The following is a 19,416-nucleotide window of genomic DNA, read 5'->3' as shown; positions in this document are numbered from 1 at the left end:
CTAGCATGACAGTGGAACTTAACTTGCCTGTAACAGTACAGGACGTGCGCTCGTTCTCAGAAGCAAATGGTGAACCAACTTGGTTTACAGAACTTCGCGCGGCAGCACTAGACAAAGTAACTGGTTTAGATTTGCCAAAACCAGATAGAACGAATATTACAAAATGGGATTTCATGGAATTCCCGCAATTGGCGGTTCATAGTGAGGCATTCTCTTCATTGGATGCTCTACCTGAAGAAGCAAAAGGGTTAATTGACCTTGAATCACAAGAAAACCTATATATCCAACGTAATAATACACCAGCGTACATTAAGACATCGCAAGAACTTATTGATAAAGGTGTTATTTTTACTGATATTTTCACAGCAGTCCGTGAACATGGTGAACTTGTTCAAAAATACTTTATGACAGAAGCTGTTAAAGTGGAGGAGCATAAGTTAACAGCACTTCATACAGCGCTTGTTAATGGTGGTGTGTTTGTATACGTACCAAAGAACGTAATCATTGAGCAACCACTTCAAGTTGTTTTCCTAAACGACAATGCAGAAGCTTCATTATACAACCACGTTTTAGTAGTAGCGGAAGCTAATTCTGCTGTAACTTATGTAGAAACATATATTTCAACAATTGAAGAGGCAAAAGGTCAAGCAAATATTATTGCAGAAGTCGTTGTCCAAGATAATGCACAAGTAACATATGGTGCAGTAGATGTACTTGCAAAAGGCTTTACGACATACGTAAATCGTCGTGCACGTTTAGCACGTGATGCAAAAGTTGACTGGGCTCTTGGTTTGATGAATGACTCAGATACAATCTCTGAAAACATTACACATTTAATTGGTGACGGTTCTCATGCAGATACAAAAACAGTAGTAGTTGGTCGTGGAGAACAAAAACTTAACTTCACTACGGAGGTTCGTCACTGGGGTAAAAACTCTAACGGGCATATCTTAAAGCATGGTGTAATGAAAGATGCAGCTCAATCAATCTTTAACGGTATTGGCTATATCGAGCATGGTGCGACAAAAGCAGATGCACAACAAGAATCACGTGTATTAATGCTGTCAGAAAAAGCTCGTGGGGATGCAAACCCAATTTTATTAATTGATGAAGATGATGTAACAGCAGGACACGCAGCGTCTGTTGGTCGAGTAGATCCATTACAGCTTTATTATTTAATGAGCCGTGGTATCTCAAAAGCAGAGGCAGAGCGCCTTGTTATCCATGGATTCCTTGCGCCAGTTGTTACGCAATTACCAATTGAGGGCGTTCAAAAGCAACTGACGGAGGTTATTGAAAGGAAAGTTCGCTAATGATGAATAAAGACATTAAAAGCTATTTCCCAATTTTAAATCAGGATGTCAACGGTCATAGACTTGTTTATCTTGATAGTGCTGCAACGTCTCAAAAACCTGTTCAAGTGATTGAAGCTATTAAAGCATATTATGAATTTGATAATTCTAATGTTCACCGTGGCGTGCATACATTAGGAAATCGTGCAACAGATAAATATGAAGGTGCACGTGAAAAAGTTCGTAAGTTTATCAATGCACAATCAACGCAGGAAATTATATTTACACGTGGCACAACAACGGCTTTAAATACGGTGGCGTCAAGTTATGGGCGTGCTAATGTCGTGGAGGGTGATGAAATTGTTATTACCCATATGGAGCACCACTCCAATATTATTCCTTGGCAACAGCTGGCTAAAGAGAAAAATGCAACATTGAAATACATTGAGCTAGAAGCGGATGGTACTATTAGTCTGGAAAAAGTTCGTGCAACAGTCACACCTAAAACAAAAATCGTTTCCGTATCTATGGCGTCAAACGTCCTTGGAACAATAAATCCAATTAAAGAAATTGCTCAAATTGCACATGCTAATGGTGCGGTTATGGTAGCCGATGGTGCACAAGCTGCCCCACATATGAAAATCGATGTGCAAGATTTGGATGTGGATTTCCTCGGATTCTCAGGGCATAAAATGTGCGGACCAACTGGAATAGGTGTACTATATGGTAAAAAGGAACACCTTGAAAAGATGGAGCCAATTGAGTTTGGTGGCGAAATGATTGATTTTGTCGGGCTTTATGATTCAACGTGGAAGGAATTACCGTGGAAATTTGAAGGTGGAACGCCTATTATTGCAGGTGCAATAGGTTTAGGTGCCGCTATTGATTTCTTAACTGACATTGGGCTAGATAATATTGCAGCACATGAGCATAAGCTTGTAGGCTACGCAATGGATCAGCTTGAGACAATTGACGGTTTGAAAATTTTCGGCCCACGTGATCCAATGAAGCGTTGTGGATTGGTGACATTTAACTTAGATGATGTACATCCACATGATGTTGCAACGGTGCTTGACATGAATGGGATTGCTGTTCGTGCAGGACATCATTGTGCACAGCCACTAATGAAATGTCTTCAGCAAGTAGCAACAGCGCGTGCAAGCTTCTATCTGTACAATACAGAGGAGGATATTGACCGTTTAGTTGCAGGGTTACGTTCTGCGAAGGAGTATTTTGGAGATGTCTTTTAATAATTTAGATCAACTATATCGTTCAGTCATTATGGATCACTATAAAAATCCTCGTAATAAAGGATCTTTACAAGAGGATGCTGTAACGATTGATATGAACAATCCAACATGTGGCGACCGCATTCACTTAACATTAAAAGTGACTGACGGTATCGTAGAGGATGCAAAATTTGACGGCGAAGGCTGCTCTATTTCCATGTCCTCTGCATCGATGATGACACAGCTCATCAAAGGGAAAAAGGTTGAAGAAGCAATAGAGCTTTCAGATATTTTTTCTAAGATGATGATGGGGGAAGAGTATAGCGATAAATACGACCTTGAGGATGTAGAAGCACTGCAAGGTGTTTCACAATTTCCTGCACGAATTAAATGTGCGACATTAGCTTGGAAAGCAATGGAAAAAGGCGTGAAATAAATCTTACATCCTTGTTGCTTGGATGAAAGCAACATGGCTTTCATCCAAGACAAGGGTTGAATACCTGGAGAAAATACATCTCAGTGAACGGAGGAGAAACGATGGCTAAAAAAATGCCTGATATCGGCGATTACAAATACGGATTCCATGACAAGGACGTATCAATTTTCCGTTCAAAACGTGGTTTAACTGAAGAAATCGTCCGTGAAATTTCAAATATGAAACAAGAGCCAGAGTGGATGCTTGAGTACCGCTTAAAAGCACTTGAAACATTTTATACAAAACCAATGCCACAATGGGGTGGCGATCTTGGAGATTTAGATTTTGATGAAATTACGTACTATGTAAAACCATCAGAAGCTACACAACGATCATGGGATGAAGTACCTGAGGAAATCAAAGCTACATTTGATAAATTAGGTATTCCAGAAGCAGAACAAAAATATCTTGCTGGTGTATCAGCACAATATGAGTCTGAGGTAGTTTATCATAACATGAAAAAGGATCTTGAGGATCTTGGTATTGTGTTCAAAGATACTGACTCAGCTTTACGTGAAAACGAAGATATTTTCAAACAATATTGGGGCAAAGTAATTCCTTACACGGACAATAAATTTGCTGCATTAAACTCAGCTGTATGGTCAGGTGGATCATTTATCTATGTACCACCAGGTGTAAAAGTAGAAACACCATTACAAGCTTACTTCCGTATTAACTCTGAAAACATGGGTCAATTCGAACGTACATTAATTATCGTGGACGAGGGTGCACACGTACATTATGTTGAAGGTTGTACAGCGCCTGTTTATACAACAAACTCTTTACACTCTGCAGTTGTAGAAATTGTTGTACGTAAAGATGCTTATTGCCGTTATACAACGATTCAAAACTGGGCGAATAACGTTTACAATCTTGTAACGAAACGTACAGTTGTTGAAGAAAACGGTACAATGGAATGGATTGATGGTAACATCGGTTCTAAGTTAACAATGAAATACCCAGCATGTATCCTGAAAGGTGAAGGTGCTCGTGGTATGACATTATCCATTGCATTAGCAGGTAAAGGACAGCACCAACATGCTGGCGCAAAAATGATCCATATGGCACCAAACACATCTTCAACAATCGTATCGAAATCGATTGCTAAACAAGGTGGTAAGGTAACTTATATGGGACAAGTTCGTTTTGGTCCTAAAGCTAGTGGTGCACGTGCGAACATCGAATGTGACACACTGATCATGGACAATCAATCGACTTCTGATACAATTCCGTACAACGAGATCTTAAATGATAATGTTTCTTTAGAGCATGAAGCAAAAGTTTCAAAAGTATCTGAAGAGCAATTATTCTACTTAATGTCTCGCGGAATTTCTGAAGAAGAAGCGACAGAAATGATTGTAATGGGCTTCATCGAGCCATTCACAAAAGAACTACCAATGGAATACGCAGTAGAAATGAACCGTCTGATTAAATTCGAGATGGAAGGTTCTATCGGGTAATTAACTTACCACCCCTAGTCACAGTAAAACTTGTGACTAGGGGTTTTTTTTATGATCTGATATATCAGATCGAAAATGGATTTTTGTAATATATTAAAATAATACTGGATTTTTGGATGAATACATACTAAAATGATAATGAGAATCAATATCAATTGAAAAGTAGGAGCTGATAAAATAATTTCATGTTCAATGCTTCAATATGCCAGATGACATAGCTATTTGTCATAACGATAACAATTTAAAGGAGATTATTGTCAATGAAAAAGAAGTTTCTATTTATTAGTGTCATCGCATTATTTATGCTGATCCTAGCTGCATGTGGTGAGAAAAAGACTACGGAAGAGGAAACATCCACAGATACGCCAAAAGAAGAAGCAACGCAAACAAAAGATGAATCTACAAATGAAGATGGTACGAGAACAATTGAATATCTTGGTGAAAGCTATGAAGTACCAGAAAAGGTCGAAAGAATTGTTGTAACAGGTGCTATGGAAGCGATGGAGGATATGGTTGTTCTTGATGTTCATCCAGTAGGAGCTATTGCTATTGGTGGCAAATTCCCTGAGCTATATGCTTCTGTAACAGACAAAGCAGAATCAATTGGTGAGAAAATCAAACCAAATTTTGAAAAAATATTAGAATTAGATCCTGATGTCATTTTAGGTTCAACAAAGTTCCCAGAAGAAGTACAAAGTAAATTAGAGAAAATCGCTCCTACTATTTTAGTGTCACATATATCGACGAACTGGGAGTCTAATTTAAACTTATTAGCTGAATTAACAGGTAAGCAAGCAGATGCAGAGAAAATCTTAGCTACATATAAGGCAGATATTGAAGCTGCTAAAACGACGTTAACTGAGAAACTACAAGATAAAAAAGTAGCTGCTGTTCGTATTCGTGGTGGACAGGCTTATGTTTATCCAAAAGAAGTATTTTTAAATGCTGTTCTTTATGGAGAACTCGGTTTAGCAGTGCCTGATGAAGTTGCGAAAGCAAAAGCACAAGAAGCCATTTCTGTGGAACAACTGGCAGATATGAACCCTGATTATTTATTTGTACAGTTTTCAACAGATGAAAATGCGGATGCACCAAATGCTTTAGAAGACTTTAAAAACAATCCAATCATCCAAAATATTAATGCCTTTAAAAATGACCAAGTGTTTGTCAATGTACTTGATCCATTAATGGAAGGTGGCCCAGCTTATAGCCGAATTAAGTTTTTAGAGGCTATCCAACAAAATCTTGTGAAATAATAGGTAGCCCAATTAAGTAGCATGAGTTCAAGGGTATATGGACTCATGCTTTTTCTTTTGCATATAAGAGACAAACCTTCATTTTGAATGTACAAAAGAATGCGATATTTTTTACATGATGTTTATTTCTAGTATCATACTGTGTGCTATGATTATGTACATAGAGGAGGGTGTCACATGATTGTAGTTGGATTAACCGGTTGGGGCGATCACCCTTCACTTTCTAGTGGAGTGACTACCTCAAAAGATAAATTATTTGATTATACAGGTCATTTTTTAACGGTCGAAGTCGATACGTCTTTTTACGCCATCCCGTCCAAGGAGCATGTTCGTAAATGGTGTGAGGATACACCTGAAAATTTTCGTTTTGTTGTAAAGGCCTACCAAGGTATGACTGGCCATTTGCGTGGTGATATACCTTTTGAAACAAAAAATGACATGTTCAACGCTTTTATCGAATGTGCGAATGAATTTAAACGTTATGGAAAGCTAGCGATGGTATTAGCACAATTTCCACCGTGGTTTGATTGCCAGGCAAAAAATGTACAATATTTATTGTATATACGGCAGCAGCTCAAGGATTTTGAAGTAGCTATTGAGTTTCGAAATCAAACATGGTATGCAGAAAATGTTGTACAGCAGACGATGGATTTTTTACGTGAACATCAATTTATTCATACGATTTGTGATGAACCACAGGCTGGTGTAGGTTCAGTCCCCTTCTATCCTGTAGTGACGGCGAGTAAAGCACTTATCCGTATCCATGGGCGCAATATCCATGGGTGGCGCAACACAGGGAATGCTGAAAATTGGCGTAAAGTTCGCTTTTTATATGATTATAATAAAGAAGAATTACAACAGCTTGGGCATAGCATGCAAAAGCTTGAAAAAGAGGTCAATGAACTCTTCGTATTATTTAATAATAATTCAGGTAATCATGCAGCGAAAAATGCAAAGGAGCTACAAGACATGTTGAATATTAAAGATGTTGGACTAGCGCCTAAACAATTAAACATGTTTGAAGGGGAACTATAATGGAATTTATTTTATTAGTTATCATTGCACTATTGGCGGGTCTAATTGGCTCATTGGTTGGGCTAGGTGGTGGTATCGTTTTAGTACCAGCAACCTTATATATTGGTTTAAATCTAGGAATGATTCCAGATATTACGCCTCAAAAAGTAGTGGGTTTATCAGTTGTTATGATGATCTTTACAGGGCTAGCCTCCACATTAAGCTATATGAAATCCAAAACGGTGGATTATAAAAGTGGCTTTATATTTTTTCTTGGAAGTATTCCAGGAACGATTCTTGGAGCTTGGGTCAATAAAGGATTAGACTTACCATCCTTCAATTTATATTTTGGTATTCTGCTTATTATTTTATCAATCATTTTGCTTGTCCGTGACAAGTTGAAGCCAGTAAAATGGTTTGTGAAAAATGGTACGCAACAAGAATTTACAGACTCTGAGGGCAATACCTTTATATATGGCTATCCTATTTGGTTTGCCTTTATATTAACATTTGGTATTGGCTTTGCTTCTGGGCTGTTCGGCATTGGTGGTGGCTCGATGATTGTACCAGCAATGATTATTTTGTTTTTATTTCCACCACATGTCGCAGTGGCAACATCGATGTTTATGGTGTTTTTAACGTCCATTGTAAATTCCTCAAGCCATATTTACTTCGGACATGTGCCGTGGCTCTATACAATCCCTGTTATTCCAGGGGCCTATATTGGGGCAAAATTGGGGGCGGCATTAAATAAAAGAATTAAATCAGATACGCTTGTACTCGCCCTAAGGATTATTTTATTATTATTAGGAATTCGTTCCATTATAGAAGGCATATTAGCTTAATTTGAAATGAGGTGGCTTTAATGCTTGAAAAAATCCATATTTTTCACACAAATGATTTGCATAGTCATTTTAAGTATTGGCCACGTATGCAAAGCTATGTGAAAGAGATGCGTAACAATCTAGCGGCAATAGGGGAAACAAGCTATTTATTTGATGTTGGAGATCACTTAGACCGTTCTAATATTTATACAGAGGCGACGGTTGGGAGAGGCAATGTACAATTACTTAATGAGGCAGGTTATGATGTAGTGACAATCGGTAACAACGAAGGCATTACATTGTCACATGAAGAGCTCTTCCATTTATATGATGATGCCAATTTTGAAGTTGTGGTGGCGAATGTCTATGCCTCTCAAGGGGAAAAGCCATCTTGGATGAAGCCCTATGTTATTTTAACAACAGAAACAGGTACAAAAATAGGTGTAATTGCTGCTACAGCCATGTTTGAAGTGTATTATCAAGAATTAAATTGGCATATGGACGATGCCCGCAGTACATTGCTACGTCTAGCACATCAACTACGTAAAGAGGTTGACATTGTTGTGTGCTTGTCACATTTAGGCATTACAGAGGATGAGCTCTTAGCGGAAGAATGTCCCGAAATTGATGTGATATTCGGGTCCCATACACATCATGTCTTGCCAACTGGCAAACATATCAATGGTGTTTTACTGACAGGTGGAGGGAAATTTGGCCAATATACAGGTCATCTTGTCATAGAATATGATAAAAAAATGAGGAAAATTGTTGAAAAAGAGGATACTTTAATTCATAATAAGGATTTGCCAATTGTTAATAATGAACAGAAAATGGTACAGTTTTGGGAGGATGAAGGTAACAGAATACTGGATACACCAGTCTTTACAACAAATAAATCCTATAACAAGGAATGGTTCCATTACTCACAGCTATCAGATTTATTTGCACATGCCATTTTGGAAAAAAGCGGTGCCGACTGTGCATTGTTCAATGCAGGTATCTTTTTAGATGGTTTACCGAAGGGCACTGTAACTGCGCTAGATTTGCATCGAATTTTTCCACATCCTATTAATTTATGTACAATTGAATTATCCGTTGCAGAAATGAAAGAAATTTATATGCAATCCAAAAATGAAGAGTGGCCCTATATCGAATTAAAAGGTTTAGGGTTTAGAGGCGTTATTTTTGGGAAAATGTTGACATACGGATTTTCAATGAATGACAATCGCCAATTATTGATTAATGGCAAGCTAGCGGATCACGATCATATTTATAAACTTGTGACGTTAGATTTATTTACATTTGGTTATTTTTATCCAAGCTTTAAATATGCGAAGAAACAATATATTTTACCTGAATTTTTACGAAACATTATGATAGATTATGGTCAAAGATTCTTTAAACAATAGAGAGAGTTTAAAGAATGGATTGGGGAAGAAATCATGCGATTAATTTCAATCGATGTATTAAAAGAAGGAATGGTATTAGGTAGAACCATTTGGAATGAGGCAGGTCATCCACTTTTAAAGAAAGATGTTGTTATTAATGACCGGATTATTCAACGACTTCAACAGTTAAATATGCATTATCTATATATTAACGATGATATTTCTGAAGGTATAGAAGTAGAAGAGACCGTTCCACCTGCTATGCGAAATAAAGTGATTACAACTATAAAGGATTCATTCCAATCCATTGATGGTTGTAATCCCGTAAATGCCTCTTATATATTAGATCAGCAATCAAAGACAATTGTCTCAATTGTAGATGAACTACTTTCTGCAGTTACTGGAAATGATGAAATTTTAACTATTTTAACAGATGCTTATTTATTTGATGAATATTTATATCAACACTCCTTCCAAGTGACCTTGTACTCCATTGCGATTGCCAAAGAGCTTGGTTATTCGGCTGAGGATTTACGCTTAATCGGTATTGGTGCTTTACTGCATGATGTTGGTAAACTCATGGTACCTAAAGATATATTAACAAAGCCTGATCGTCTCACTAATGATGAGTTTGAAACAATGAAAATGCATGCTCGTTATGGTTTTGATTTATTGCGCAATCTACATTCTATCTCATTACTTGTGGCACATTGTGCTTTTCAGCATCATGAGCGAATTGACGGAAGCGGCTATCCAAGAGGGCTTGTTGATTTTGAAATTCATCCTTTTGCCAAGATTATTGGCGTGGCAGATGTTTTTGACGCAGTTACAACCAATCGTGTTTACCGTGAAAAGATGCTACCCTCACAAGGGTTAGCAATTGTTGAAGCAGGCTCTGGTACTCTTTATGATGCTCGTGTTGTAAAAGCGTTAAAAAGGGCAGTGGTCCACTATCCAAATGGCGTTATTTTAAAATTATCGGATGGACGACGCGGTATTGTATCCAGACAAAATACATTGGATGCAGCATTACCGTGGATTCGTATTTTTGAAGAGCAAAATCAATTGCTCGCAGCTACATATGAAATCAATTTAGTGGATTATCCTAGTGTTTCAATTGAAAGTGTTGAGACCGATTACGTGGCTTCCGCAAAAGTAGAATAAATTGCTCCCCCTGTTCATACGTTATGGAACAGGAGGAGATTTTTTTGTTTTTCCCTCGAAAAAGGATGAAATTACGCTCATATAATCAAAGGGGAATACGTCTTAATCGATTAACAATTTTAATTGTGAGTACGGTTATTTGCCTTATATTATTTATTTATTATTTAAACGAACGGCTCATGCCAACCTATTTGCAGTATGCCGAGGTACAAACCACTAAGATTGCGTCATACGTTGTGAGCAAAGCCATTAATTCACGTACCTCAAATGTATTAGATGTCAATGATATCATTCAAGATATTCCTCCCGGTACATCTGAAATGATGACGACTAAGTTTAATACAGAAATTATTAATCGTGTTCGAGCAGAGACATTAGAGCTTGTTAAAATGTATTTAGAGCAAGCTGAACAAGGAGAATTATCGCATTTACCTGAATTAGATAATGTTGAATATGATATTAACAGAATTCAGGAAGGTGATGGTATTGTCTTCTTTGTACCTCTTGGTCAAGCGGCCAATATACCTTTGCTCGGAAATTTAGGGCCAAAGATTCCGATACGCTTCCACGTGATTGGAAATGTTCATAGCAATGTGACGTCCTCCATTCAGGAATTTGGGATCAACAGTGCTTATGTGGAGGTAGGTATTCATTTAGAAGTCAATGTACAGATTATTGTCCCGTTCGCTAGTAAATCTTCAACCGTTGCACAAGATATCCCTGTAGCAATGGGCTTAACGAGAGGTCCTGTTCCAAACATTTATACAAATAGTAGTGATGCACCGCAACCCTCCATCGAAATACCTGTCCCTTATAAGTAGAAATGTTATTGTGATAGTTGTTGGAGCTCCTTTAATATGTTACATTGACAACAGTGAAGATAGTTAATATTAAAAAATGCATATTTTTGATAGGGGCGATATTCGTATGACATCTTGTAAACCTACAAGTAAAGAAGAACATGTAAGAAAACCAGACTGGCTAAAAATAAAACTAAACACGAACGACGAATATAAAGGGCTTAAAAAGCTGATGCGTGAGAAAAATCTGCATACAGTATGTGAAGAAGCTCGCTGTCCAAATATCCATGAATGCTGGGGAGAAAGACGTACTGCTACCATGATGATTCTTGGTTCCGTTTGTACACGTGCTTGTCGTTTCTGTGCAGTCAAAACAGGGTTACCCAATGAACTAGATTTGGCTGAACCAGAGCGCGTTGCAGATTCAGTAGCAATTATGAACTTAAAGCACGTTGTAATCACAATGGTAGCGCGTGACGATTTAAAGGATGGCGGTGCGCAAGTATTAGCCGAAACAGTTCGTGCTATTCGCCGTAAAAGTCCTTTCACATCTGTTGAGGTGCTGCCATCAGATTTAGGTGGTATAAAAGAAAACCTTCAACTGCTAATGGATTCGAAACCAGATATTTTAAACCATAATATTGAAACGGTACGCCGTTTAACACCAAGAGTACGTGCTCGTGCAAAATACGAACGCTCATTAGAGTTCCTTCGCTTGGCTAAAGAGATGCAGCCAGAAATTCCAACGAAATCATCGTTAATGATTGGCTTAGGCGAAACACACGAAGAAATTTTAGAAGTAATGGACGATTTACGTGCGAATAATGTAGATATTATGACAATCGGTCAATATTTACAGCCAACGAAAAAGCATTTACCAGTTAAAAAATATTATTCACCAATTGAATTTGGTAAACTGCGTAAGATTGCCATGGAAAAAGGCTTTAAACATTGTGAAGCAGGCCCACTTGTACGTAGTAGTTATCATGCAGATGAACAAGTAAATGCTGCAACAAAAGAACGTCAATTACAAGCAGAACTCTAAACGTCAAGGCTGAACGAAAAGGGTGGTGTCACTTTGATCATAATTGAAGGATTAGAATATGAACTAATAAAGGATTATCGAGAAGCCTTTCAGGAGGAAGTTTTTCAGGAAAGGTATTCAGATATTTTAGCCAGATACGATTATATTGTAGGGGATTGGGGCTATAATCAATTACGTTTAAAGGGTTTTTTTGATGATAAAAATCAAAAATCAACTTTTGATACGAAAATAAGTACGCTTCAAGACTATCTATATGAGTATTGTAATTTTGGCTGTGCTTATTTTGTGTTACGTAAAACGGGCAAAGTCATGAAACAGCCCGAAGTGTTGGATACAAGTGTGGTAACAAAGCCAACAGACCAAGAACCTTTAGCGGAATAAAAAAGATAAGAGAAACCTGATGTGATAGGCATCAGGTTTTTTCTTGTGTCCTTGTTTTCTTTTGCAGTAATGGGGGAAAACTAAAGCACAAAACAGCTTATTAAAGGTGTGTTGCATATGAAAAGAGCCGTATTTTTAGATCGCGATGGTGTCATCAATGAGGTACTAACGAGTCGTGTGAAATTTGTCAATAAGCCTAAGGATTTATACTTTTTACCACAGGTGCCTGAGGCGATCAAGAAGTTAAATAAACATTTTGATTATGTGTTTGTTGTGACAAATCAAGGTGGTGTCGGTTTAGGTTTCATGAAGGAAACGAGCTTACAGAAAATACATGAGCATATGGTGAAGGAGCTCAAGAAAAAAGGCGCCACTATCCATGAGGTCGTTTATTGTCCACATAAGCCTAGGTCGGGCTGTGCTTGCCGAAAGCCCAATAGTAAATTAATTGTGGATTTAGCGAGGAAATATAACATTGATGTATCTAAATCCTATATGGTTGGTGATACGGACACGGATATAATTGCAGGCAAACAAGCAGGAACAAAGGGTGTATTTTTAGGAGACCAAGATCCATTAGCAGATGCCGTTTTCCCAGATTTAATAAGTGCTGCACATTGGATTATTGAGGATTCAACGACTTAATTAGTGTGAAAAAAAGAAGTATAAAACATTAAAAAAAGGATAATTTATGAGTGGAGGTGATGATATTGGCAAAGAACAAGCGCGATAAAAAGCCATTAGATCGTGAGGAATACGGATATGGTTTTGATATAAGTGTAGATGATTTAGCGGTTATTGGTCAAAATCAGCAAGCAAAAAAACAAAATGATGAAGAAAACAAAGACAATAAGCCCCATAATAAAAATAATCCATCTACTTTAAATAAATAACAATACGTAAAAAGATTTCGCAATCGCCTACAGGGTAACGCGGAATTTTTTTATGCCCTATAAAAAAACACCCAATAAAAAGGGTGTTAGTTCAATAATTCACGTAAATATTCTCGTAACTCTATCGTTTCTTCCTCTGTGCGATTGTACACATGTTCTAAGTAACCAGGTTCTTCTATATCATCAGGGCCGATGATAGCAAAGCGACCAAATTGAATATCCATGACAAGCACTTTTCCAAAGAAGCGGCCTGATTGTAAAATAGCTAAATCATAACGTAGCTTTTTCCCAGCAAAACTAACAAAGCGTGTTTTTGTATCTTCTACATCATCATATAAAAAAAAACGTTCCATCTTTTAATCTCCTTCCAGTCCTATAGTTATGGTACTATAGAAGAGAAAAGACTATCAACTTTTAATGATTTGAATGGGGGCTTTCCTTGTGTATTTTGTAGATCGTAATAAAATCACAAAAAATTTACAGTACTTAGATGGGCTATTAACTATTTTGGAGACAGAGGATAATGATAACTGGCTTCAAAATGATATAAAGAAATTAGCTATCGAGCGAATTGGACACAACATTATGGAGTCAATGATGGATGTAGGCAATTTAATGATTGACGGTTTCATTATGCGTGATCCAGGAAGCTACGAGGATATCATCGATATTTTAGTCGATGAAAAAGTTGTAGCTGCTGAAATGGAAGCACCATATAAAGCAGTTGTTGGCTTGCGTAAAATGCTTGTACGCGAGTTTATAGATGTAGATATCCCAGAGGTTATTCAGGTACTAACAGCCAATTTAGAGGCTTTAAAGCAATTCTCGCCAGCAGTCCACCATTATTTAACAAATGAATTAGGGCCAGTTTCAGCTTTTTTACCAGAGGACCATCAATGAAACAATATAAAGCCTATTGCTTTGATTTAGATGGCACTGTCTATCGCGGGAAGGAAGGAATTCCTTCAGCGGTTGCGTTTATTCATCGTTTACAGCAAGCAGGAATTGAGCCATTTTATGTAACGAATAATTCTTCGAAGACGCGAGAACAACTGCAGGAAGCTTTAATGTCTATTGGTGTAAACGCACCATTAGAGCATATTTATTCAAGTGCATTGGTAACAGCAAAATATGTGGCACTTCATTTCGCAGGCAAAAAAGTAGCCATGATGGGCACAGATGGAATACGTCAGGCATTACTCAATGAAAATATTGAACCTGTTGAAGATGAGCCGGAAGTATTTGTTATGGGTATTGATCGTACGCTTGATTATATGGCACTTGCTAGAGCAACGATTTTTGTCCAAAAAGGGGCAACCTTTATTGCGACTAATCAAGATATTAAATTCCCGACAGAGTACGGCTTTTTACCAGGCAATGGTTCTTTTGCTCGCTTAGTAGGAGAGGTTGCAGATGTTGAACCAATCTATATTGGTAAACCATCACCAGCCATGCTGGAAGTAATCGCTACAGAACATGGAATGGCTAAAGAAGACATGGTGATGATCGGTGATAACTATGACACGGACATTATGTGTGGTATTCATTTTGGCTGTGACACCATTCATGTGAATACAGGTGTTACTCCTACAAAGGTTGTACTAGAAAAAGAATGTCAACCTACATATGTAGTGGATGTATTAAAATAATAAAAGGATGTTTATGCTGATTTTTAGCATAACATCCTTTTTATTTGTTCAAATTTATTTCATATAGGCATTTTAGAAAACTACCATAATGGATTTTCTTCAATAAATTGATAAATGGCTTTCGTTAATGCATCAGGAGAATCGGCTTCTACTAATTCACCATTTACAATTGCATAAAAAGATTCCGAGCACTTTGTACAATAACTGAGGCAGCCATATTCCAAAACGTCGATGTTTGGGTCGCGTTCGAGTACTTCATAAGTTGCTTGAGAGCCATTTGCTAAATTACTTATACAAAATTCAACCATTGGATTCATTCATGTCACCTCACCAAAGTAATGCTACTCGGTTTTACGATTTTCGTCAATTATTTATGTTTAAGGTAAAAGAAACGTTTTTTGATAAAAGATAAAGGGAATTCGTTATTAATAGCTCTAAAATCAATCGAAATGAACAAGTTCTCATTTATTATGTGAAATCTTTCACAAAATTTCATTCTGATATTGTGAAACTTCTCACAATCGGTTATACTCGTTTGTGGATACTTTGTGAACAATTATTAAAAGAGATATAAAAGGAGACTATTATGGGTAAATTAGTACTTTTAGGTGGCGGCTACGGCAATATGCGTGTCATGCTTCGTCTATTAAATAGCTTACCATTAGACAGAGAGGTAGTTATAGTAGATAGAGCCCCTTTCCATAGTTTAAAAACAGAATTTTATGCATTGGCGGCAGGGACTGCAACAGATAAAGAAATTCGTGTAAGCTTCCCAGAGCATGAACGTTTAACGGCTGTATATGGAGAAGTCGTTGAAATTAATCGTGCAGAAAAAGTAGTCCTTTTAGAAGATGGGCAACGTATTGAATATGATGATTTAGTCATTGGGCTTGGCTGTGAAGATAAATATCATGGTGTACCAGGTGCGGAAGAGCACACATATAGCATTCAAACGATGGGACAATCGCGCGCAACATTCCAAGCACTTTGTGGTTTACCAGCTGGGTCTACAGTGGGAATTGTAGGGGCTGGCTTGAGTGGAATTGAGCTTGCAAGTGAGCTACGTGAAAGTCGATCAGATTTAAAAATAAAGTTATTTGACCGTGGTCAACGTATTCTTAAGGATTTTCCAGAAAAACTAAGTAAGTATGTAAAGGATTGGTTTGTTAAGCATAATGTTGATGTTATAGCCAACTCCAATATTACAAAAGTAGAACCAGGTAAAATTTTCAATCACGAAGATGAAATTTTACTCGATGCTGTCGTTTGGACTGCAGGTGTACAGCCTGTCAAAATCGTTCGTGATATGGATGTTGAGAAAGATAAACATGACCGTCCACTTGTCACTCAGTATTTTAATGTACTTGATGATGAACATGTCTATATTGTAGGGGATTGTGCTTCATCAGATTTACCTCCAACAGCACAGTTAGCTGAGGAACAAGCGGAGCAAATCGTAAAAGTACTTCGTATGCGTTGGAAAGGTGAACATTTACCAGAGAAGATGCCGGACATTAAATTAAAAGGCTTCATGGGGGCTCTTGGTAAAAAACAAGGCTTTGTGTACTTAGCTGATACAACAGTCACTGGACGTATCGCGCGCTTAATGAAATCAGGATTATTATGGTATTACAAACGTCAAAATGATTAATTAGCTACTGTCTTTCATAGAGAGAAAAGGGATTGCTCTAACATCATGTTGAAGCAATCCCTTAGCTTTGTTTAAACAGTTTCGTCTGGAACAAAGCCTAAATTTTCAAGTGCTGTAAATACAGGCTTTAATTGCACATAGCCTTCACCAACAACTTCATTATTTATGAGGACAAGAGGGTAAAAAAACTCATCTTCTTGAATACGTTTGGCATACTCTTGGTCGCGATCATTCTCAATTGGACCTTCAATATCAATATAGCGAATATCGTAGGTGTGATCTGGGTACTTACGGTCGATGGCTGCTTGAAGCCACTCATATGTATCTTTTGAAGATGGAGCATTGACACAGCTAGCACAGATAACAGCTGTTCCATAAATTTCAATCATCGGTTTTGTTGATGGCATAGTATTTTCTCTCCTTGTGATTCAATATTGGATTTTTTCTGTTGCTAACATTATAATCATTATAAGGAAAGGAGTCGAGATAAATGGCAGAAGCAACAATTAACGACCAAGTACAAGAGGTATTAGATAAATTACGTCCATTCTTACTACGTGACGGTGGAGACTGTGAATTAGTAGATGTTGAGGATGGCGTTGTTAAATTACGTTTATTAGGTGCATGTGGCAGTTGCCCAAGTTCTACGATTACATTAAAAGCTGGTATTGAACGTGCTTTACTAGAAGAAGTACCAGGTATTGTGGAAGTAGAGCAAGTATTCTAAGCTATCATAAAAAGTTCTAGCTGTCAGCACAGCTAGAACTTTTTTCAGCTATACATGGCGTGCATGTTCTTTCTCTTCACGTATAATGGCCCATTGCTCTTTCGCCATATCCACAATTTTTGCTTCGCCCCCAGCACTTTGTTTTTCAATGACTCTTGAAAAGAAACGTGTGGCATTTTCAATATCTCCAATGCGTCTGGATAATTCAGCAATCATATACATGATGCGGACAGCTGACATTTGTGTGGAGCTGTAATCCTCGGTAGAATAAGATTCCATATAATAATCACGTGCTAATTTCATAAAGCGCTCCTCTTGTCCACTATTGTTCAACGAACGATAGAGCCAAGCAAGACGTAAAGTTAATCCGGCAATCGCTACATTTTTTTCTTTTTTAATTGTCCCACAAAGAAAAGCTAACTTATAGGCTTGAATCGCTTGAAATACGGTACGTTCACCCTTGAAATCATGGTGCACCCATTTTTCCGTAATGTGTGTACGAATTTCATCTTGAATACCTGGTGCAAAATATTTTGTAAAGTCTTCTGTAAAGGAGAAGCCGCAATGCTCGCAAACAAAGACGTTGTAATAAAGAGCATTGACATCATCTGCATAGATCGGTTGAAAATCTGTTTCGGTATGGTCTACTTTAATAAATTTTGAGCGTACCTTTAATGTTGGAAATTCTTTTTTGCAATTCAAACATTGAATTTTTTTTTCGTAATATGGTGAAATCTCCATATATATTCCCCCCTACAAAGAAGTCGTTGTAACTATTATACCAATAGAGTTTTTATTAACATGAATAAAAAATACTAAAAATGTGAAAAATATTAGAATTATGACTAAAAATCGACTTGAAGCTGAATGTTTGTCATACAATGGTCAAAATTGATATGATAATACGTAAGAAGGAAGGTGATTGGGATGACAAGTACAAAAAAAGTAATAGAAGTTACACAAGCTGCTGGCTTTCATATTAATGAAATGATGGAGCATAATGAAGAACAAGGTTCTTTTTTACGTGTAGTGGTGAACGGTGGCGGCTGTAGCGGACTATCCTATGGCATGCACTTTGATCAAGAGAAAAAAGAGGATGACTTTGAAGATGTACAGCATGGTTTAACAATTCTTGTTTCCCGTGAAGATGCGCCGATTTTGATGGGAACAAAAATTGACTATAAACAATCGCTAATGGGCGGTGGCTTCACAATTGATAATCCAAATGCTATTGCATCATGTGGCTGTGGTACTTCATTTAAAACAGCTAAACGTGAAGGTACACCTGAGGTTTGTGAATAAAAACTTGTATCAAGAAGTTGATAGATAAGTGTACACAATCCTTAAAATAAGAACACAACCCTAAAATAGCGGTTTAGGGTTATAGATACCAAGCCTTTTTGATTTGTATGTTGGGATAACAACAAATTGAAGAGGCTTTTACTATGGTTTGCAAACATAAAAATTTAAAACGAAAGCCCCGTTTATATAATGAAACAGGGCATTCTAATAATCTAAAATTTATAATACCAAAAAATCGCTATTTCATTTGCTGTTGGAAAGTTTGCATAAAGCATTGTATCCACTGCACCTATTATAAAGTGATTTTTGGCATAAAAATGACAAGCTGAAACATTGATATCCTGTGTTTCAAGCGTGACACCACAAAAGCTCCTTTCTTTTGCCCACTCAATTGCTTTATTTAGTAAGGCAGTACCAACACCCTTTTTTCTATAATCCTTTGCAACAGCAATATCTTCAATAAGTGCATATCCATTCCAATTAGAGCACATCTTAATCTGCCCAACACAGTTGTTTTCAATATAATAAAAAAATACAGCTTTCTCGACTTCCTCTATGTAACGAAGGTCCATTTCATCATCATCATATTTCTTGAAGTAAGGCTCAGCAAATATTTCCTCTGTGAATGTCCAAATATTATTTGCATATGTCGGTACAATCCTTCCTGAAACCATAAAACCGTCGTTTGTTTTATTAAAATCCTTTATATTATCTTGATTCATTTTAATAATCATTTTCATCTCCCTTTCTCCATTGAGGTAGGATTTCTACCTATCTTAAGCCAAACTAACATCTACCTTCTTTAATGGAATTCCCGACAGCAGGAAATTGGAATTTACATGTTTACATTGGTGAGACCCTCTTTG

Annotated in this window: 24 protein-coding genes; 19 read left to right on the top strand and 5 right to left on the bottom strand. The window is 37.2% G+C overall.

From position 1 onward, the window contains the following. The first annotated feature begins 5 nt into the window (after positions 1-5). The 14 genes from sufD (at position 6) to MHI04_RS17660 (ending at position 13,221) form a co-directional block, all read left to right on the top strand. Positions 6-1,313 (top strand): Fe-S cluster assembly protein SufD, encoded by a 1,308-nt coding sequence (gene sufD, locus MHI04_RS17725; RefSeq protein WP_036119683.1) that lies wholly within the window; start codon positions 6-8, stop codon positions 1,311-1,313. Next, positions 1,313-2,542, top strand: coding sequence for a cysteine desulfurase (locus MHI04_RS17720; RefSeq protein ID WP_058844830.1), 1,230 nt, complete (start codon positions 1,313-1,315; stop codon positions 2,540-2,542). Before sufD ends, MHI04_RS17720 begins: the two co-directional genes overlap by 1 nt. Further along, positions 2,532-2,957 (top strand): Fe-S cluster assembly sulfur transfer protein SufU, encoded by a 426-nt coding sequence (gene sufU, locus MHI04_RS17715; RefSeq protein WP_058844831.1) that lies wholly within the window; start codon positions 2,532-2,534, stop codon positions 2,955-2,957. Before MHI04_RS17720 ends, sufU begins: the two co-directional genes overlap by 11 nt. 101 nt (positions 2,958-3,058) lie before the next feature. Further along, the gene (sufB, locus tag MHI04_RS17710) at positions 3,059-4,456 is read left to right on the top strand and encodes a Fe-S cluster assembly protein SufB (protein ID WP_271910798.1); all 1,398 of its coding nucleotides are present in this window, start codon (positions 3,059-3,061) and stop codon (positions 4,454-4,456) included. A 260-nt stretch (positions 4,457-4,716) separates the two neighbouring features. After that, entirely contained in the window at positions 4,717-5,712 is a 996-nt protein-coding gene (locus tag MHI04_RS17705; RefSeq protein ID WP_340811977.1) for an ABC transporter substrate-binding protein, read from the top strand. A gap of 177 nt (positions 5,713-5,889) precedes the next feature. Next, the gene (locus MHI04_RS17700) at positions 5,890-6,747 is read left to right on the top strand and encodes a DUF72 domain-containing protein (protein WP_058844833.1); all 858 of its coding nucleotides are present in this window, start codon (positions 5,890-5,892) and stop codon (positions 6,745-6,747) included. Continuing rightward, positions 6,747-7,571 (top strand): sulfite exporter TauE/SafE family protein, encoded by an 825-nt coding sequence (locus tag MHI04_RS17695; RefSeq protein ID WP_058844834.1) that lies wholly within the window; start codon positions 6,747-6,749, stop codon positions 7,569-7,571. Before MHI04_RS17700 ends, MHI04_RS17695 begins: the two co-directional genes overlap by 1 nt. Positions 7,572-7,591: 20 nt before the next feature. Next, positions 7,592-8,959, top strand: coding sequence for a bifunctional UDP-sugar hydrolase/5'-nucleotidase (locus MHI04_RS17690; protein ID WP_058844835.1), 1,368 nt, complete (start codon positions 7,592-7,594; stop codon positions 8,957-8,959). A 33-nt stretch (positions 8,960-8,992) separates the two neighbouring features. Next, positions 8,993-10,102, top strand: a complete 1,110-nt coding sequence (locus MHI04_RS17685; RefSeq protein ID WP_036119715.1) for an HD-GYP domain-containing protein — start codon at positions 8,993-8,995, stop codon at positions 10,100-10,102. A 23-nt stretch (positions 10,103-10,125) separates the two neighbouring features. Beyond that, a complete protein-coding gene (gene yunB, locus MHI04_RS17680) occupies positions 10,126-10,923 on the top strand; it encodes a sporulation protein YunB (RefSeq protein WP_051891599.1) in 798 nt (265 codons plus the stop codon). A 106-nt stretch (positions 10,924-11,029) separates the two neighbouring features. Beyond that, entirely contained in the window at positions 11,030-11,947 is a 918-nt protein-coding gene (lipA, locus tag MHI04_RS17675) for a lipoyl synthase (protein ID WP_036119719.1), read from the top strand. 33 nt (positions 11,948-11,980) lie between these two features. Beyond that, positions 11,981-12,328 carry a YutD family protein gene (locus MHI04_RS17670; protein ID WP_036119722.1) on the top strand — a complete coding sequence of 116 codons (348 nt, stop codon included), beginning with the start codon at positions 11,981-11,983 and terminating at the stop codon, positions 12,326-12,328. A 117-nt stretch (positions 12,329-12,445) separates the two neighbouring features. Further along, positions 12,446-12,973: an HAD family hydrolase gene (locus MHI04_RS17665; RefSeq protein WP_058844836.1), complete on the top strand. Its 528-nt coding sequence runs from the start codon at positions 12,446-12,448 to the stop codon at positions 12,971-12,973. A 59-nt stretch (positions 12,974-13,032) separates the two neighbouring features. Then, on the top strand, positions 13,033-13,221 hold the full coding sequence (locus MHI04_RS17660; protein ID WP_170829885.1) for a hypothetical protein: 189 nt from the start codon (positions 13,033-13,035) through the stop codon (positions 13,219-13,221). Between the two features lie 86 nt (positions 13,222-13,307). Here the strand turns inward: MHI04_RS17660 and MHI04_RS17655 are convergent, their stop codons facing one another. Next, positions 13,308-13,574 carry a DUF3055 domain-containing protein gene (locus tag MHI04_RS17655; RefSeq protein WP_036119730.1) on the bottom strand — a complete coding sequence of 89 codons (267 nt, stop codon included), beginning with the start codon at positions 13,572-13,574 and terminating at the stop codon, positions 13,308-13,310. An 88-nt stretch (positions 13,575-13,662) separates the two neighbouring features. Here MHI04_RS17655 and MHI04_RS17650 point away from each other — a divergent pair, with 88 nt between their 5' ends. Both MHI04_RS17650 and MHI04_RS17645 read left to right on the top strand, forming a co-directional pair. Then, positions 13,663-14,121 carry a DUF86 domain-containing protein gene (locus tag MHI04_RS17650; RefSeq protein WP_036119733.1) on the top strand — a complete coding sequence of 153 codons (459 nt, stop codon included), beginning with the start codon at positions 13,663-13,665 and terminating at the stop codon, positions 14,119-14,121. Further along, on the top strand, positions 14,118-14,870 hold the full coding sequence (locus MHI04_RS17645) for a TIGR01457 family HAD-type hydrolase (protein WP_036119736.1): 753 nt from the start codon (positions 14,118-14,120) through the stop codon (positions 14,868-14,870). The genes MHI04_RS17650 and MHI04_RS17645 overlap by 4 nt, the downstream gene beginning before the upstream one ends. 80 nt (positions 14,871-14,950) lie before the next feature. Here MHI04_RS17645 and MHI04_RS17640 read toward each other — a convergent pair whose 3' ends face one another. Beyond that, positions 14,951-15,187, bottom strand: coding sequence for a YuzB family protein (locus MHI04_RS17640; protein WP_036119739.1), 237 nt, complete (start codon positions 15,185-15,187; stop codon positions 14,951-14,953). Between the two features lie 269 nt (positions 15,188-15,456). Here MHI04_RS17640 and MHI04_RS17635 point away from each other — a divergent pair, with 269 nt between their 5' ends. Further along, positions 15,457-16,521, top strand: a complete 1,065-nt coding sequence (locus tag MHI04_RS17635) for an NAD(P)/FAD-dependent oxidoreductase (RefSeq protein ID WP_036119742.1) — start codon at positions 15,457-15,459, stop codon at positions 16,519-16,521. 71 nt (positions 16,522-16,592) lie between these two features. On the opposite strand, the gene MHI04_RS17630 is transcribed toward MHI04_RS17635, so the two are convergent. Continuing rightward, complete coding sequence (locus MHI04_RS17630) at positions 16,593-16,928, bottom strand: YuzD family protein (protein WP_036119745.1); 336 nt, start codon at positions 16,926-16,928, stop codon at positions 16,593-16,595. Between the two features lie 83 nt (positions 16,929-17,011). Here MHI04_RS17630 and MHI04_RS17625 point away from each other — a divergent pair, with 83 nt between their 5' ends. Continuing rightward, positions 17,012-17,248 carry a NifU family protein gene (locus MHI04_RS17625; RefSeq protein ID WP_004228295.1) on the top strand — a complete coding sequence of 79 codons (237 nt, stop codon included), beginning with the start codon at positions 17,012-17,014 and terminating at the stop codon, positions 17,246-17,248. 48 nt (positions 17,249-17,296) lie between these two features. On the opposite strand, the gene MHI04_RS17620 is transcribed toward MHI04_RS17625, so the two are convergent. Continuing rightward, positions 17,297-17,989, bottom strand: a complete 693-nt coding sequence (locus tag MHI04_RS17620) for a DUF2225 domain-containing protein (RefSeq protein WP_058844838.1) — start codon at positions 17,987-17,989, stop codon at positions 17,297-17,299. Positions 17,990-18,175: 186 nt separating this feature from the next. Here MHI04_RS17620 and MHI04_RS17615 point away from each other — a divergent pair, with 186 nt between their 5' ends. After that, positions 18,176-18,550 carry an iron-sulfur cluster assembly accessory protein gene (locus tag MHI04_RS17615; RefSeq protein ID WP_036119760.1) on the top strand — a complete coding sequence of 125 codons (375 nt, stop codon included), beginning with the start codon at positions 18,176-18,178 and terminating at the stop codon, positions 18,548-18,550. A 212-nt stretch (positions 18,551-18,762) separates the two neighbouring features. Here MHI04_RS17615 and MHI04_RS17610 read toward each other — a convergent pair whose 3' ends face one another. Continuing rightward, positions 18,763-19,284, bottom strand: coding sequence for a GNAT family N-acetyltransferase (locus MHI04_RS17610; RefSeq protein ID WP_342535781.1), 522 nt, complete (start codon positions 19,282-19,284; stop codon positions 18,763-18,765). Between the last annotated feature and the right edge of the window lie 132 nt (positions 19,285-19,416).

It is taken from the genome of Lysinibacillus sp. FSL K6-1151, assembly GCF_038630755.1.
GTDB classification, from domain to species: domain Bacteria; phylum Bacillota; class Bacilli; order Bacillales_A; family Planococcaceae; genus Lysinibacillus; species Lysinibacillus fusiformis_D.
Note: the sequence above shows the minus strand (reverse complement) of the source record. Positions and strands in the feature narration are given on the sequence as shown.